Here is a 17,313-nt window from a genome sequence, read left to right as displayed (position 1 = left end):
TTTTTCTTTTGAGCTAGTCCGGAGTTTCTATGTTTGTGACCTTGCTATTAATAGTGCTTGTCCTTGGCTGCGTCTACGTTCTCAAAAACCGGAACCTGCGTACCAAGTGGCTAAGCCGCCCAATCTATCGCGCTTTTTCAAGCGTTTTGCCTGCCATGTCCCAAACCGAGCGCGATGCGCTGGAAGCGGGCACCGTCTGGTGGGAAAGTGAACTGTTTCGCGGCAAACCTAACTGGAACACTCTGGCCTCCTACCCGGCCTATCGACTCAGCGAAGAAGAGCGTCAGTTCATGGACAACGAAGTCAATGTGGCGTGCGCCATGATTGACGACTGGCAAGTCAGCCAGGAAGAATTCGACATGCCCGTCGAGGTCTGGAACTACCTGAAAGAAAACCGTTTTTTCAGCCTGATCATTCCCAAGGAATATGGTGGTCGCGGTTTCTCTGCCCAGGCTCACTCAGCAGTAGTCGCCAAGCTGTCGACACGCAACTCCGCTTTGTCGGTCTCGGTCATGGTGCCCAACTCTCTGGGCCCTGCTGAACTGCTGCTGCATTACGGCACTGACGAACAAAAGCAGCATTACCTGCCCCGTCTGGCTGATGGCCGTGACATCCCCGCCTTCGCCCTGACCAGCCCCTGGGCCGGTTCCGACGCCGCCTCTATCCCTGACGTGGGCATTGTCTGCAAAGGCGAATGGCAAGGCCAGGAAGTGCTAGGCATGCGCGTCACCTGGGACAAGCGCTATATCACCTTGGCCCCGGTCTGCACCCTGCTGGGTCTGGCCTTCCGTCTGTATGACCCGGACGGCTTGCTTGGTGGTGAGAAAGACATCGGCATTACTTGCGCCCTGGTCCCTAGCGATCACCCCGGCGTAGATACGGGCCGTCGTCACTTCCCTTTGAACGCCATGTTCATGAACGGTCCCACCCGTGGCAACGATGTCTTCATGCCACTTGAATTCATTATTGGTGGCCCAGCCATGGCTGGCCAAGGCTGGCGCATGCTGATGGAATGTCTGGCCGCTGGCCGCTCCATCTCCCTGCCCTCCTCCTTTACCGGCATGGCCAAGCTGACCAGCCGCGCTGTCGGTGGTTACTCCGCGGTTCGAACCCAATTTCGTAGCGCCATCAGCAAGTTTGAAGGTGTGGAAGAAGCGTTGGCCCGTATTGCTGGCCACACCTACGCCATGGACGCCGCTCGCACCATGACGGCGGCAGCTGTGGACTTGGGCGAAAAGCCTTCGGTCGTGTCAGCCATCGTCAAATATCACGTAACCGAACGTGGCCGCATTGTGGTTAACGACGGGATGGACGTAATCGGCGGTAAAGGCATCTGTCTTGGCCCATCAAACTTCCTGGGCCGTGCCTATCAACAAATTCCCGTGGGCATTACCGTTGAAGGCGCCAACATTTTGACGCGCAGCCTGATTATTTTTGGACAGGGCGCGATTCGCTGCCACCCCTTCATTCTGGAAGAGATGACAGCCGCCCTGAACCCAGATCGTGAAGCCGGTTTGCGCAAATTCGATCAGGCTTTCTGGGCACACATCCGCTACACCCTGGCCAATACAGGCCGCTCCTTCTGGTTGGGTCTGGGTGGATGGCGCCTGCTGCGCGGTCCTAGCGGTACGGCCTCGGCCATGCACACGTACTACAGTCAGGCCAGCCGCTACAGCGCAGCCTTCTCTTTGCTGGCCGATGCTTCCATGCTGGTATTGGGCGGCTCCCTGAAAATGCGCGAGCGTTTGTCCTCCCGCTTGGGCGATGTGCTGTCCGAACTGTATATGCTCAGCGCAGTCCTCAAGCGTTATCAAGACGAGGGCCGCCAGCAAGAAGATGCGCCTTTGGCTCACTGGGCTGCTCAAGATGCCTTGATGCGTGCACAACATGCTCTGGATAAAGTGCTGGAGAACTTCCCGAACCGTCCTTTGGCCGCCGTACTGCGCTTTCTGGTCTTCCCCGTAGGTCAGCGCCGTCTGGGTCCGAACGACCGGCTTGATCACGTCGTTGCCAAATTGCTGACTAAACCCGGCCCTACTCGTGACCGCCTGACCTACGACACCTACCTGCCCGAAGACGATAAAGAGCCGGTGGGCGCGATAGAAGCTGCTTTGCTGGCATCGCTGAGCACCCGTGATATTGACGCCAAGATCCGTCAATTCGAGAAAAGTGGTCAATTGCAAGACAACCCCAAAGCCAACGTCCGTGATCTGGCTGAAGCTGTCTTCCAAGCCGGCGGCATTACCGCTCAGGAATATGAGCAAATCCAGGCGCGTGATGTCTTGCGCGACCGAGTCATTGCCGTGGATGACTTCCCCTTTGATCTGCGTCGGGAAGAAACCGAGACATCTGACAGCGCCAGCGGGAGCCAAGTATGAGCTTTCAACCGGTCTATATCATTGATGGCGCACGCAGCCCGTTTCTAAAAGCGCGTAATGCGCCCGGCCCTTTCACCGCGGGTGATCTGGCCCAGCAAACCGGCCGCGAATTGTTGTTGCGCCAGCCCTTCGGGGCTCCACAATTAAGCGAGGTCATTCTGGGCTGCGCCGCCCCCTCGCCTGACGAAACCAATATTGGTCGAGTCCTGGGTCTACGTCTGGGTACGGGTCATAAAGTGCCCGGCTGGACCGTGATGCGTAACTGCGCCTCAGGTATGCAGGCTTTAGATTCCGGCGTACAAGCCATTCAAACCGGGCGCTCGGATCTGGTGCTGGCCGGTGGAGTGGATGCTCTGTCACATGCTCCCATCCTGTTCAGCGACGAGATGGTCCGCTGGCTGGCGGTATGGGGCAAAGCTCGCAGTGTGGGCGCTCGTATCAAGGCCTTACGGGGCCTGCGCCTGTCTTACTTGAAACCGGTCATCGGCTTGCTCAAAGGGCTGACTGATCCGGTGGTGGGTTTGTCCATGGGTCAAACTGCCGAAAACCTGGCACACGAATTTGGCATTACGCGTCAAGAGATGGACGAATTTGCCGCACGTAGCCATCGTCTGGCCCTGCGTGCCCAGAAAGAAAATGCCTTTGAAGAAATCGTGCCGCTCAGTGACACGCGCGGCAATAGCTACCCACAAGATGACGGCGTACGCGAAGACTCCACACCGGAGAAACTGGCCAAACTGCGCCCGGTATTTGACCCGCCGTGGGGCAACATCACCGCTGGAAATAGCTCGCAAGTCACCGACGGTGCTGCGCTGCTGATTCTGGCCAGCGAAGCAGCCGTCAAAGAACATCAGCTCAAACCCATTGGGCGCATCGTGGATGCGCAGTGGGCAGGTCTAGACCCGGCCACGATGGGGCTGGGGCCCGTGTTTGCCGCTACCCCGATTTTGGAACGTAACCGCTTGGCCCTAAATGGCCCGGACTTGTGGGAAATCAACGAAGCCTTTGCTGCGCAAGTGCTGGCCTGCCGCGCAGCATGGGACGATCAGCAGTGGTGTCAAAAGCATCTGGGACGTGATGCCTTGGGACTGCTGGATATGGACAAGCTCAATGTGGACGGCGGCGCTATTGCGATCGGCCACCCTGTGGGTGCCTCCGGTGCCCGAATTGTGCTGCATTGCTTGAATGCCCTGCGTCGTCGCAATTTACGCCTGGGCATGGCCGCCATTTGTATTGGCGGTGGTCAAGGTGGCGCCATGCTGATCGAATCGCTGCAAGGAACTGAATCATGATGCCCGTCGCTACCTTGAATTTGCAAAACTTCTCTTTGCACACGGACGATCAGCAAATTGCCTGGCTGAAAATCGATTGTGTGGGCAGTTCCGTCAACAGGCTGTCTGCCGCCGTCTTGCAAGAGTTGAATCAGGCTCTGGACTATCTGAGCCAACACCCGCCCAAAGCACTGATCATTTACTCCGGCAAAGCCGCCGGTTTTGTGGCCGGTGCCGATATTGATGAGTTTTCCGAGCACAGCAACAACCCAGAAAAAGGCTTGGCCCTGGTCACGCGTGGATGGACGGTCTTCAACAAGCTGGCCAAACAACCCTACCCTAGCCTTGCGCTGGTGCAGGGCCACTGCCTGGGCGGTGGACTGGAACTGGCTTTAGCCTGCCGCTATTGCCTGGCTGTGGATCAGGCCGACACTCGCCTGGCTTTGCCCGAAGTCATGCTGGGTATTTTCCCCGGCTGGGGCGGCATGCTGCGTCTACCCGAATTCATCGGCCCGGCAGCGGCGATGGATTTGATGTTGAGTGGCAAAAGCGTGGACGCCCGCAAAGCCGCCCGTCTGGGCATGATCGATGCCTGGGTGCCGGAACGTCTAGCCAAGCAAGCCGCCGTCAAACAAGTACTCAGTGGCAAGAAGCAACGCAAAGCTAGCGGCCTGCCTCGCCTGATGAACACCAAATTGCTGCGCCCCCTGGTCGCTCGCCAAGTACGCAAACAGCTGGAACAGCGCGATCCCTATCAGCACTATCAGGCACCCCGCGCGATTCTGGAGATCTGGGAAAAGCACAATGGCAATGCCCTTAAAGCCCCAGAACTAATTGAACAGATCACCCGTTCAGACACCGCAGCCAACCTGCTGCGTGTATTCCATTTGCAAGAACGCCTAAAGAGCATAGGCAAACACGCTTCCAGCGTGGAAGTGGGTCATATCCATGTAGTGGGTGCCGGAGTCATGGGCGGGGATATTGCCGCTGTCTGCGCCCTTAAAGGCATGCGGGTGACGCTGCAGGATCAGGATCGCAAACGTATCGCTCAAGCCCAAGGTCGGGCCGCCAAGATGTTCCAGCGCCGTCTTAAAGACCGGCGTCTGGTTCAGGCTGCGCTGGACCGCCTGATCCCGGACCCGGAGGGCCACGGTATCCCTTCAGCGGATCTAGTTCTGGAAGCCATTTTCGAGAATGCGGACGCCAAGCGCGCGCTGTACGCCAGCATTGAGCCCCACCTGAAACCCGGTGCGGTGCTGGCCACCAATACGTCCAGCCTGCCCCTGGCGGAATTGAGCCTGAACTTGATTCACCCGGACCGCCTGGTGGGCATCCACTTCTTCAATCCCGTCGCCCGTATGCCCTTGGTCGAAGTCGTGGAAAGCGCTGAGCTGGCCCCCGAAGTGCGCAGCATTGCCTATGCCTTTGTGAACCAGATCGGCAAACTGCCTCTGCCCGTCAAAGACAGCCCCGGCTTCTTGGTCAATGCTGTATTGGCTCCTCATATGTTGGAAGCCATGCGCTGCGTGGACGAAGGGATAGACCCGGCTACGGTAGACAAGGCCATGGTGCAGTTCGGCATGCCGATGGGACCACTGGAATTGGCCGATACGGTGGGCCTGGATATTGCCCGTGATGCGGGTGCGCAACTCAGTCAGCAAGCAGCCATGCCCGCCTGCCTGAAAAGCCATCTGGATCGTCAAGAATTGGGACGTAAAACAGGCCAGGGTTTCTACACCTGGAAAGATGGCAAAGCGCAGAAACCTCCAGCAGGAACGGTCCCAAGTGGCCTGGCAGACAGACTGATTAAACCCCTTATCGAGCAGACCGAACACCAAGTCCGAATCGGTGTCGTCGAGAGTGATGATCTGGCTGATGCAGGCGTTATTTTCGGTACCGGTTTTGCCCCGTTTCGGGGTGGTCCACTGCATTACAAAGCAACACAAAAACAACGCAATTTACCCTGATTGGCACAAATACCTATACGCCGATTGGCCTAGGTCATGCACCATAGAAAACAAACAGGTGTTTTAAAACCTGTCCCAAGCCTCTGTCAGACGTCGCACCTATACCTTGGAGAAGAGACATGAAAAAGACGGTTGTAGCTTTGCGTACCATCCCCGCTTTGCTGATTCCTCTTGGAATGAGCATGGGAATGGGTCAAGCCCATGCGGCTGGTTTTAACTTGCTCGAACAAAATGCGAGCGGCCTGGGTAACGCCTACGCAGGCTCGGCCGCGATAGGTGAAAACGCCAGCACGATTTACTTCAACCCCGCCGGCATGACGCTGCTGCCCGAGACCAACTTCTCGGCTGGTATCAACGTCATTAAACCCACCTTCAAATTCTCGGATAAAGGCAGTACTGACCCACTGGCACTGACCGGTGGGGCAAGCCGCCCAGCTACCGGCGGTTCCGGTGGCGATGCCGGTAAGGTCGCTCCTGTACCGAACATTTATCTGTCTCATCAGCTCTCTCCGAAATGGTGGATTGGCTTAGGTATTGGTGTGCCATTTGGTCTGACAACCGAATATGACGAAGGCTGGGTGGGCCGTTATCACTCCGAAAAATTCGCGATTGAAACCGTCAACGTGAACCCATCGGTAGCCTACAAGGTCAACGATCAACTGTCTTTGGGTGTCGGTGTGAACTGGCTGCACATTGATGCTGACTACCGTCTGGCAACACCCGTGGGCTACCACCCTGCCCTGGGCCCGCTGGATATGGACACACGCGTCAAGATGAAAGGCGACGCATGGGGCTGGAACGCTGGCTTGCTGTACCAAATCACCCCTAGCACTCGTTTGGGCGTGTCCTATCGCTCGCAGATCAAAGTTACGGCAGATGGCGATACCAAGCTGAGAAACCGCAACGTGCCTGCTGGCATCCCTGCTCCCAACATCAACTGGGATGCCGAAGCCACTATCAAACTGCCTGATACCGCGATTGTCAGTCTGGTGCACGACATGAACTCGCGCTGGCAATTGCTGGCTGACGTTTCCTGGACAGGCTGGAGCAGCATCCCGCGCCTGACCATCGAAAACAGCGGCCCAGGCGCAAAAGATTCCGGTCTGGAGCTCAAGTTCAAGGACGCATGGCGTGTCGCCCTGGGTGCCAACTACCACTACAACGAGCAGTGGACGTTCAAGGGTGGTGTTGCTTGGGACCAATCCCCTGTGCGCGACAAGAACTACCGCCCAACGGCCTTGCCTGACAGCGACCGTTACTGGGTGTCCCTGGGTGCTCAATACCGCGCCAGCAAGAACGCCACTTGGGATATTGGCTACACCCACTTGTTCTTGAAAAACACGGACATGAACAACAACACGGACCTGAAAGGTCGTGGTTTGACCCGTGGTACCTACAAAAACAGTGGTGACATCCTGGGCGTGCAATTTAGCTACCGCTTCTAAGGATGCACTATGGCCCGTAGTCGCCGCATGGAGCTACTTGCACGTCTTCCCCCTACGTGGCGTGCACGCTTTTTGCAGCTGGGCTTTAACTGGCACCCCGCCTTCCGGGCAACTGGAGGGCGGGTCCACAAAGTTTCAGCCAACTTGCAACACATCGTCGTACGCCTGCCATTGCGTCGTCGCACTCGCAACATCAATGGCTCTTTATTTGGCGGGTCCCTTTTCGCCATTACAGACGGCGTACACGCCACCATGCTCTTGGCTGGCTTACATCGTCATGTGATTGTCTGGGACAAGAATGCAGAGATCCAGTATCGCCGCCCCGGCTACCAGACTCTGTATGCCCACTTTCAAATCAATCCAGAAGAACTGGACGCAATACGAGGACGGCTAGACCAATATCACGAGGCTGAAGCCACGTTTACCGTACAAATCCAAGACCCGGAGGGTCTGGTCTACACCACGGTAGAACGCACCATCTATATCGCCGACGCCCACTTCTACAAGCAGAAATCACAATCACGCTAATTTGCAGGAGGACCGCTTCATGTTCACCCCCCGCTGTGCCGCTCTGATTTTAAGTCTGTCCCTAGGGCTACCCGCTGCCCAGGCCGCCACTGTTGCTAATGTCACCGTCCCGGATACGGTCACGGTAGAGCAGCAAAGCCTGAAACTGAATGGGGCAGGCCTGCGCAAGAAAGTTGTTTTTGATGTGTACGTTGCCGCGCTGTATACCGCGACACCCTCCCAAGATGCCCAAGCCATTATCCAGTCCCCAGGGCCACACCAGGTTCGTCTGGTGCTCAAGCGTGACCTGGATGCTCAAACCCTGATAGACGCCCTAAAAGATGGCATACACAGCAATCTGAACGATTCGGAAAAACAGGAGCTGGACCCGGTCATCAAGCAATTTGAAGACTTGATGCGTCAGGTAGGGCAAGCCAAAGAAGGCGATATTGTCGTGTTGGACATGAACGCCCCCAAGGTGAAGATCCTATTTAATGACAAGGTGCTGGGCGAGCTCTCTCACCCGAACCTGACCCCCGCTTTATTGAAAATCTGGTTAGGCCAAAAGCCTGCCCAAGAGTCGCTCAAAAAGGCCCTGCTGGGATTGTCTTAACCTACACGCCTTGGAGCGCTTCATGGATAAAGTCTGGCTGCAGCACTACCCAACTGGTATTCCTGCCACTATCGAAGATCAGGCCCAGCAGTATTCGTCTTTGCTGGATGTATTTGAACAAAGTTGTACCGAATTCGCGCAGCGTACTGCCTATATCAGCATGGGCAAACGCATGAGCTACCGCGAGCTGGCCGACAACGCCCAGGCGCTGGCCAGCTGGCTGCAAACGGCGGGTGTGAAAAAAGGCGACCGCGTCGCCCTGATGATGCCCAATATGTTGCAGTACCCCATCAGCCTGTATGGGGTATTGCGCAGTGGCGCCACCATTACCAATACCAACCCGCTGTATACCGCCCGGGAACTGCAGCATCAATTGCAAGACAGCGGTGCAGAAACCATCATCATTGCGGAAAACTTTGCGCATGTACTGCAGGAAATTCTGCATGACACTCCCATCAAACGGATTATTGTGACCAGTGTGGGAGACTGCCTGGGCGGTTTTAAAGGATGGCTGGTTAATCAGGTGGTGCGTCACGTCAAAAAAGGCGTGCCGGCTTGGAATCTTCCCGGTTCTGTCTCCTTTAAAAGCGTCCTGGCCAAAGGCCGTGCCCGCCCACCGGCGCCAGTCACACTGACACACGATGACATCGCTTGCCTGCAATACACAGGTGGCACCACCGGAGTCGCCAAAGGGGCCGTCCTGACCCACGGCAATCTGGTCTCCAACCTAAGCCAAGCGCTGGCCTGGATTCGTCCTAATTTAAAAGAAGGCCAGATCGATTGTGTCGTCACGGCCTTGCCGCTCTACCATATCTTCGCTTTCACCGCGAACCTGCTGGTGTTCCTGCGCCTGGGTGCCGAAAACCTGCTGATCATCAATGCTCGCGACATTCCGGCCATGCTCAAGGACATGTCAAAAATACGGTTTACCGCCATTACCGGGGTGAATACCTTATTTAACGCCATGCTCAATAATGCCGACTTTCGCAAGCTCGACTTCTCCTCCCTACGCTTTACCTTAGGGGGCGGCATGGCGGTCCAGGAAGTGGTGGCCAAACGCTGGCTGGAAGCCACGGGCAAACCTTTGGCACAAGCCTATGGCCTGACAGAAACCTCCCCGGCAGCCACAATCAATCCGCTGGATAAAAAAGAGTTCACCGGCTCGATTGGTCTACCTGTCCCGTCTACCGAAATACGCATACGTGACGAAGCCCAAAACGATCTGCCTTTGGGCGAAACGGGCGAGCTGTGCATTCGCGGACCGCAAGTGACTCCAGGCTATTGGCAACGTCCCGATGAAACAGCCAAAGTCTTTGACCGCGACGGATTTTTGCGCACGGGCGATATCGGCTATATGGACGAGCAAGGCTATGTGTTCCTGCTGGATCGCAAAAAAGACATGATTCTGGTCTCGGGCTTTAACGTCTACCCCAATGAGGTGGAAGCCGTCGCCGCGCAGCACCCGGATATTGTCGAAGCCGCTGCTGTGGGTGTCCCCGATGAAAAAGCAGGTGAAATCGTCAAGCTCTATGTCATCAGCCGCAATCCGGATCTGACAGAAAAAGACGTCATTGCCTTCTGCCGCAAGAGTCTGACCGGCTATAAAACACCCCGAATTGTCGAATTCCGGGACGAGCTGCCTCGCACGAATGTAGGCAAAATCCTGCGTCGGGAGCTGCGCTCATAGCACGTATTTAAAACACGCTTAGACCAAGAAGAAAGGGGCTTATGCCCCTTTTTCATTAACCGGAGTATTTATAAACAAATAAGAATCGGATCGTTCGTAGCCCTGATACCGCTCTTTAGAATGGGACAAACTATTTTTATAAGCGAGTGTCAGAATGCACGCCCTGTCCCGCCTCTCGGATTCGAATCGCGCAGCGATTCAACACATTGCCGACGAGCTTGATCCGCTGTCCCTGAACTGGCTGTCCGGCTATCTGGCTGGTGTGGCCCAAGTGCGTCACTCAGGCCTGCCCGCTCAAGCATCTGCATCCCCAGAACTTTCTTTAGTGCCAGCCGCCAGTGTGCCCGCACAACGGCCAGCCACTATTCTTTTTGGCAGTCAAACCGGCAATGCCCAGCGCGTAGCCGAGGCCTTCGCACAGCGTTGTGAAGCGGCAGGCATACCAGTGCGCTTGCTGCGCGCGGACCGCTACCCCACTCGTGAGCTGAAAGAAGAACGTTTGCTCTACGTCATCATCAGCACCCAGGGCGAAGGGGATCCACCGGATGACTCCATTGCCTTTTTTGAGTTCCTGGCTGGTAGCCGCGCGCCCAAGTTGCCTGAATTGAAATTTGGCGTACTGGGACTGGGCGATTCCAGCTACCCGCTCTTCTGTGGCATCGCAGAAAAGATCGACCAACGTCTGCTGTCCTTGGGAGCGGAACGCATCCTGGAAGCAGGTCTGGCTGATCTGGATATCGACACCGTTGCCGCCCCCTGGCAGGACAAAGCCTTTGGCTTGCTGGAAAGCGATCATCAAGCCCATGCCGCTGCCAGTGCAGCAGCCACCCCGGCAGCCAGCAATGTCACCGTACTGGATACCCAGGCACGCAGCAGCTTCACTCGTGATAACCCGTTTCAGGCCACCGTTCTGCAAAGCCAGACCATCACAGGCCGAGACAGCACCCGCAATATTTATCACTACGAACTGTCCCTGGAGGGCAGCGGCCTGAAGTACCAGCCGGGCGACGCCTTGGGCGTGTGGCCCACACAGAACGAGAAGCTGGTTGAAGCCGTCATCCAGACCCTGAAGCTGGACCCGCAAGAAGTGGTCACCCTTCAGGACAAATCCCATAGCCTGCAAGAATGGCTGCGCCACTACCGGGAGCTGACCCAGCTGACCAAACCCTTCTTGGTAGAGTTGTCCAAGCGCAATCCCGATGCGGTACTGCAAGCGGCGGTAGGCCCGGACGGTTTGAGCACCTTGCAAGAGCTGCTGCAGACCCACCAGGTACTAGATGTACTGGAACGCTTCCCAGCCACCTGGAGTGCTGCTGAGCTGGTACAAGCCTTGCGTCCTTTGACGCCTCGCATGTATTCCATTGCCTCCAGCCAGGCCGAGGTAGACGAAGAAGTCCACCTGACCGTGGCCAATGTGCACTATCAATTCAATGAGCAAGATCGTTGGGGCGTGACCTCCGACTATCTGGCCCGCTTGAATGAAGGCGATACCGTCCCGGTCTTTATTGATCCCAACACCCGTTTCCGCTTGCCGGAGGACACCGCTCGTGACGTGATCATGATCGGCCCCGGTACGGGCGTGGCACCGTTTCGGGCCTTTGTTCAAGAGCGCGCCATCCAAGGTGGCCAAGGCCGCAACTGGCTGTTCTTTGGCAACCCGCACTTTCACTCTGACTTTCTTTACCAAACCGAATGGCAACGCGCCTTGCAAGACGGCCAGTTGCAGCAACTGGATTTGGCTTTCTCGCGCGATCAGGAAAACAAGGTCTACGTTCAACACCGGCTGCTGGAGAAAGCCGCCGACGTCTATGCCTGGATTCAGGGCGGAGCCCACATTTATGTGTGCGGTGATGCTAACCAAATGGCCAAAGACGTACACCAGACCCTGCAAGAAATCGCCCGCCAGCAAGGCGGACTGGACGCGGACCAGGCTCGTAGCTGGTTGGAAGAACTCTCGGCGCAGGGCCGCTATGCCCGCGACGTTTACTGAGAAGCAAGGACATGACAACAAAGAAAATTGCCGCTATTGAGCAAGTCAAAATTGATAGCCGCTATCTGCGCGGTGGTATCACCGAGGGTCTGGCCGACCCTATTACGGGCGCCATCAGCGAAGACGACAACAAGCTGCTGAAATTTCACGGCAGCTACCAGCAAGATGACCGCGATCAGCGCGAAGAGCGCCGCAAGCAAAAGCTGGAACCGGCGTTCAGTTTCATGATTCGAGCCCGCTTGCCCGGTGGCGTCGTCACACCCGCGCAATGGCTGGCCTTTGACCAGATTGCCTGTGACTGGGCCCAGTTTGGCCTGCGCATTACGACTCGCCAGACCTTCCAATGGCATGGCGTACGCAAACCCTTTCTAAAGCCAACGTTGCGCGCCATTAATGACGCCATGTCCACCACCTTGGCCACCTGCGGAGACGTCAACCGTCAGGTCGTCAGTGCCACCAATCCCCTGCTGTCCGAACAGCATGGTCTGGTGCAAGAGTGGGCCGACAAGATCTCCGAAACCTTTCTGCCCAAAACCCGGGCATATGCCGAGATCTGGCTGGACGGCAAGAAAGTCGAAGATGCGATTGATGGCGAGGACTTTGAGCCGATTTACGGCAAGACCTACCTGCCCCGCAAATTCAAGATTGGGATTGCCGTCCCGCCCTTGAATGATGTGGACGTGTTTGCGCAGGATATCGGCCTGATCGCCATAATCGAAAACAATCAGCTGCTGGGCTTTAACGTGGCCATTGGCGGCGGTATGGGCGCTAGCCATGGTGATGACACCACCTACCCCCGCTTGGGCAGCGTGATTGGTTTTGTGCGTCCGGAGCAACTGCTGGCCGTGTGTGAAGCTGTCATCACAACTCAGCGCGACCACGGCAACCGCGACGAGCGCCGACATGCCCGCCTGAAATACACGGTGGATAAGCTGGGTGCCGACTGGTTCCTGGAAGAAGTCCAAAACCGCAGTGGCCAGACTCTGGAGCCTTCGCGCCCCTACCACTTTGACCACAATGGCGACCGTTTCGGCTGGACTCAAGGTAACAACGGCCGCTGGCACTTAAGCCTGCGCATTGATTCTGGCCGCATCATGGATACCGACGTGGGCCCTTGGCTGACGGGTATGCGTGAGATTGCCAAAATTCACCAAGGGCAGTTCCGCCTGACCTGCAACCAGAACCTGATCATTGCGGATGTTCCTGAAGAGGATAAAGCCAAGATTGACAAGCTGGTCGCCGATCACAAGCTGGATGTCTACCAGACGCAAAGCGGGATACGCAGCAGCACCATTGCCTGTGTCTCTCTACCCACCTGCGGTCTGGCAATGGCCGAGAGCGAGCGCTACGCCCCCATCTTGCTGCCCAAACTGGAAACCTTGCTGGACAAATATCAACTGCGCGATGAGCGTATTGTCCTGCGTATTTCAGGCTGCCCGAATGGCTGCGCCCGCCCTTACCTGGGTGAAATCGCCCTGGTAGGCCGCGCATTGGGACGCTATGACTTGCGACTGGGCGCTAACTTCAGCGGTGAGCGCTTGAACGTGATCTATCGCCAGAATATTGACGAGCCAGAAATCCTGAGCATTCTGGATGAGCTCTTTGGCCGCTTTGCTGCCGAACGTCTGGAAGGCGAACACTTTGGCGATTTCCTGGTTCGTGCGGGCGTCGTAGCCGAGCCGTCAAGTCGCTTGATTCCTCTGGTTTTACAACCGGCCTGACTATGAACCTCTTTCCTTTATTCGCCAATTTGAAGCAGCGCGCCGTGCTGGTGGTCGGCGGTGGAGAAATTGCCGAGCGCAAGGTGCGTCTGGTGCTGGCTGCGGGGGCTCAAGTGACCTTGGTCGCCCCCTATGTGGTGGACAGTCTGGAAGCACTGGCTAAGCAAGGGCGTATTACCTTGGTTCGAGAGCGCTACCAGGCCCAGCATCTGCAAGGGGCCTGGCTGATTATTGCAGCCACTGACAAGCGCGACGTCAACCAAGTCATTGCACAGGATGCACAAGAAGCCCGCATCCTTGTCAATGTGGTGGATGATCCTGAGCTATCCAGCTTTCAGGTTCCCGCCATTGTGGATCGCTCCCCGCTGATTATTGCCATCTCCTCGGCGGGTTCCGCGCCTATGCTGGCCCGGCGAGTACGAGAACAGCTGGAAACCATGTTGGACCATAGCCTGGGGGCAATTAGCCGGCTGGCACAGGAGTACCGCAGTGCCATCCGCAATGCCCGTCCAGAGCTGGGTGCTCGCCGCCGCTTTTACGACTGGCTGCTGGATGGCCCGGTGGGGGCGGCATTGCGCAGCCATCAAACCGAGCAGGCTCGTTTAAGTTTGGAAAATGCCTTGCAACAGCCCGAATCTCCACGAGCCACTAAAGGACGCGTGATTCTGGTTGGAGCCGGCCCAGGCGATCCGGGTTTGCTGACACTGCATGCCTTACGGGCCCTGAACCGGGCAGATGTAATCCTGTACGACCGCCTGGTTTCCGATCAAGTCATGGAGCTGGCCAGGCGCGATGCTCACCGAGTTTTTGTGGGCAAGCAGTTGGGCGAGGATCACCATCAAACCCAAAGCCGAATTCACGAACTGATGATTGAACATGCCCGTGCAGGGCGCACCGTCGTGCGTCTGAAAGGCGGTGATGGCTTTATTTTTGGCCGTGGCGGTGAAGAGCTGGAATATCTGGCTGCACACGATGTCGCCTTTGAAGTGGTGCCCGGTATTACCGCCGCTTTGGCTTGTGCGGCTTACAGCGGTATTCCCCTGACGCACCGCGACCACGCGCAGTCCGTGCAATTTGTGACGGCCCACCGTAAAAGCGGCCATGGCATCGAGGACTGGAATCCGCTACTGGACACCAGCCAGACCGTTGCTGTGTATATGGGGTTGCAGCAAATCCTGGGATTTAGCCGAGAGCTGGTACAACGTGGCCGCGCTGACGACACGCCTTGCGCCTTGATCGAGAACGGTTCCCGGCCAGAGCAGCGTACTCTGCTCTCGACCTTGCACAATATTGCTCAAGATGCGCAGCAGCACCAGTTCGAAAGCCCCTGCATTTTGGTAATTGGCCAGGTGGCTACCTTGGGCAGCACCTTGTCTTGGTATGGGGAGTTAATCGATCAACTCAGCCCGCGCACCGCTATGGAGCAAGAATCAGACAGCACACTGGTGGCCGCTTAAGCTCGCCACACGGCGCTCTTTGAAACTTTGTAGAAGCGCCTAGCTTCGCTGTTCTGAAGTGCATACAAACAAGCCCTCAACACATTGCTGTTGAGGGCTTTTATATTCGTCTTAGACACTTTCTTGTACTGGCAAGTAGCGCCCCGGATTTCATTGCCCCTAGCGGGGCGAGCTTCACAACTGCGGGGACCGATGAAGCAAGGACAATGCTGCGCCCTCTTTCTACCGCTGCCCAAAGGCTGCAAATAAGGCTCGTAGCGCACTATCCAGCAGATAGCCGATCAAACCAATTAGGACGATGACAGCCATCAGCTCCGAATACGCCATACGATCACGCGTATCCAGAATCAAATAGCCCAAACCAGCCGACACACCCAACATTTCGCAGGGCACCAGCACAATCCACAACACGCCTATGGCCAGTCGGCTGCCTGTCAGCACTGACCCAACAATGCCGGGCAGTACCAAATAAAGCAGTGTTTCCAACTTGGTAGCCGCCAGACTGCGGCCCAACATCAACCAGCGTGGATTCAAATGACGCACACCCGAAGCGGTATTCAGCAATACAGGCCAAACGCCCGCCACGCCCAGGAGAAAATAGATTGGTGCGTCCCCAATGCCAAATGCCATCACCGCGATGGGCATCCAGGACAAGGGTGAAATCATGCGTAGGAACTGGAATAAGGGTGTCAGTGCAGCATGGGCTCGGGCTGACAAACCCAACAGCAAGCCTGCTGGTACACCGACACCCAAAGAGATCGCCAGTCCAACAAAAATGCGCTGCAAGCTGGCACCCACGTGCATCCAGGTTTCCGACCATCCCCCTATTTCCAATAAGCTATGGAAGGCTGCAGCGGGACCAAATTGCTGCATCAAGGGACTGCTGGACCAAAGGGTAGCCAACCACCACAGCACCACACCTGCCAGCAAGCCACCCAGGCCCCATAGGCTAGTGACCATCCAGCGCTTGAAGCGGGGCGGTTGCACCACAACCCCCGCACTTTTGCCGGATTCTCTAGCTTGTATTACCTTGGCCGAGGAGTTGGTCGAAGACGCAGAGGCACTGAGACTCATACAACAATGCTCTCGCTACGGGTGTACTGTTCAGCCAAACCAAACTGCGTAAGCCCACCTTGTTTCTCCAGAGCAGCCCGCACAAAACGGTCGTCCACCAAATCACTGGCTACCTGCTGGGGCGACAAACCTTCCAGAAACCCGCGTTCGCCCTGGATCAATGTTCCTTGCAGCATCTCTATCAAAGACTCGGTGTAGCTGGGGAACGGGTAAGGCTGAAAGTCGATCCGTTGATCGTCCCAATCCGGGTGCCGGATAACGCCCGAGTCTACATACTGGGCACGCTCCGCAGGATTCGGCGCCAACACTTTCAAGAGGTTTTCCTGAGTGTGCGGCGTATAGCGATTTCCACCTTCTCGCGACAGAATATGGGCCGTCTCAGCACGGTTGCTGCGTATCCAGATCTGCGCTTTAACCAGGCCATCCACCACGCCTTGCGACCATTGCGGCCGGGTCTGCAAATCTTGCTCATGCATGAAGGCCACACAGCAGGCGTGGTCACGCCATACGTCGCCCGTGAAGCGCAAAATGCGGCCCATACCTTGGGTTTCTGCCAAAGCATTAAAAGGCTCCGCCACGGTGAAACCAGCAATACGTCCCGAGGCCAAAGCCGGGGGCATATCGGCTGGTGCCATCACCACCAGATTGACCTCGTTCGCAGCCAGCGAACCGGGGGCTTTCACCCCCGGAGTCAGGCCATGTGCTTTGAGTACGTGCTGCAAGACCACGTTATGAATGGAATACCAGAAAGGGATGGCGACGGTCTGGCCGCCTAACTGCTCGGCTGAACTAATGTTCTGCGCCACCGTAATGGCCGAACCACTCATGTGGTTCCAGGCCACAACTTTCGCAGGCACTTTGCTGCCGTAGCGTGCCCATACCGTCATGGGTGAGAGCAAATGCACCAGATTGACCTGCCCGGAGATAAAGGCCTCGATCAGTTGCGCCCAACTGCGCACCATCACAGGCTTTTCTACCTTAATACCGGCTTCTTCAAAGTAGCCATTGTGATGTGCTACCAGCATGGCGGTGGCGTCGGTAATAGGCAGATAACCGATCCGCAAAGGCGCATCTGATTCGCTTTGCGCCCGTGCTGCCCGCTGCGCCATCAAGGGGGCAGCGCCGGCCACCGTCAGCAGCGACGCCAGCTTGAGCAAGTCACGACGGGTTCGGGACGTAGGAGAGTCAATCATAGGGTGCACC

12 protein-coding genes are annotated in these 17,313 nt (G+C 56.7%); 10 read left to right on the top strand and 2 right to left on the bottom strand.

Features of this window, described 5'->3' with window-relative positions:
- Nucleotides 1–29 precede the first annotated feature (29 nt).
- The 10 genes from AC1RSM_RS18465 (at nucleotide 30) to cysG (ending at nucleotide 15,036) form a co-directional block, all read left to right on the top strand.
- Complete coding sequence (locus AC1RSM_RS18465; RefSeq protein WP_492934036.1) at nucleotides 30–2,378, top strand: acyl-CoA dehydrogenase; 2,349 nt, start codon at nucleotides 30–32, stop codon at nucleotides 2,376–2,378.
- Complete coding sequence (locus AC1RSM_RS18460; RefSeq protein WP_492934035.1) at nucleotides 2,375–3,670, top strand: acetyl-CoA C-acetyltransferase; 1,296 nt, start codon at nucleotides 2,375–2,377, stop codon at nucleotides 3,668–3,670. The genes AC1RSM_RS18465 and AC1RSM_RS18460 overlap by 4 nt, the downstream gene beginning before the upstream one ends.
- Nucleotides 3,667–5,616 (top strand): 3-hydroxyacyl-CoA dehydrogenase NAD-binding domain-containing protein, encoded by a 1,950-nt coding sequence (locus AC1RSM_RS18455; RefSeq protein ID WP_492934034.1) that lies wholly within the window; start codon nucleotides 3,667–3,669, stop codon nucleotides 5,614–5,616. The genes AC1RSM_RS18460 and AC1RSM_RS18455 overlap by 4 nt, the downstream gene beginning before the upstream one ends.
- A 119-nt stretch (nucleotides 5,617–5,735) precedes the next feature.
- A complete protein-coding gene (locus AC1RSM_RS18450; RefSeq protein ID WP_492934033.1) occupies nucleotides 5,736–7,061 on the top strand; it encodes an OmpP1/FadL family transporter in 1,326 nt (441 codons plus the stop codon).
- A gap of 9 nt (nucleotides 7,062–7,070) precedes the next feature.
- Nucleotides 7,071–7,589 carry a DUF4442 domain-containing protein gene (locus AC1RSM_RS18445; RefSeq protein ID WP_492934032.1) on the top strand — a complete coding sequence of 173 codons (519 nt, stop codon included), beginning with the start codon at nucleotides 7,071–7,073 and terminating at the stop codon, nucleotides 7,587–7,589.
- 19 nt (nucleotides 7,590–7,608) lie between these two features.
- Nucleotides 7,609–8,181 carry a chalcone isomerase family protein gene (locus AC1RSM_RS18440; RefSeq protein ID WP_492934031.1) on the top strand — a complete coding sequence of 191 codons (573 nt, stop codon included), beginning with the start codon at nucleotides 7,609–7,611 and terminating at the stop codon, nucleotides 8,179–8,181.
- Between the two features lie 22 nt (nucleotides 8,182–8,203).
- The gene (locus AC1RSM_RS18435) at nucleotides 8,204–9,868 is read left to right on the top strand and encodes an AMP-binding protein (protein WP_492934030.1); all 1,665 of its coding nucleotides are present in this window, start codon (nucleotides 8,204–8,206) and stop codon (nucleotides 9,866–9,868) included.
- Between the two features lie 154 nt (nucleotides 9,869–10,022).
- Complete coding sequence (locus AC1RSM_RS18430; RefSeq protein ID WP_492934029.1) at nucleotides 10,023–11,858, top strand: assimilatory sulfite reductase (NADPH) flavoprotein subunit; 1,836 nt, start codon at nucleotides 10,023–10,025, stop codon at nucleotides 11,856–11,858.
- An 11-nt stretch (nucleotides 11,859–11,869) separates the two neighbouring features.
- Complete coding sequence (cysI, locus tag AC1RSM_RS18425; RefSeq protein WP_492934028.1) at nucleotides 11,870–13,579, top strand: assimilatory sulfite reductase (NADPH) hemoprotein subunit; 1,710 nt, start codon at nucleotides 11,870–11,872, stop codon at nucleotides 13,577–13,579.
- A 2-nt stretch (nucleotides 13,580–13,581) separates the two neighbouring features.
- A complete protein-coding gene (gene cysG, locus AC1RSM_RS18420) occupies nucleotides 13,582–15,036 on the top strand; it encodes a siroheme synthase CysG (RefSeq protein ID WP_492934027.1) in 1,455 nt (484 codons plus the stop codon).
- 222 nt (nucleotides 15,037–15,258) lie between these two features.
- Here the strand turns inward: cysG and AC1RSM_RS18415 are convergent, their stop codons facing one another.
- Both AC1RSM_RS18415 and AC1RSM_RS18410 read right to left on the bottom strand, forming a co-directional pair.
- Nucleotides 15,259–15,996, bottom strand: coding sequence for an ABC transporter permease (locus tag AC1RSM_RS18415; protein WP_492934043.1), 738 nt, complete (start codon nucleotides 15,994–15,996; stop codon nucleotides 15,259–15,261).
- Nucleotides 15,997–16,106: 110 nt separating this feature from the next.
- Nucleotides 16,107–17,303 carry an ABC transporter substrate-binding protein gene (locus AC1RSM_RS18410; protein WP_492934026.1) on the bottom strand — a complete coding sequence of 399 codons (1,197 nt, stop codon included), beginning with the start codon at nucleotides 17,301–17,303 and terminating at the stop codon, nucleotides 16,107–16,109.
- Between the last annotated feature and the right edge of the window lie 10 nt (nucleotides 17,304–17,313).

This window comes from Alcaligenes sp. GW821-FHT11D07, from assembly GCF_058808495.1.
The sequence above is the reverse complement of the archived record's forward strand: the minus strand, read 5'-3'. Positions and strand labels throughout refer to the sequence as shown.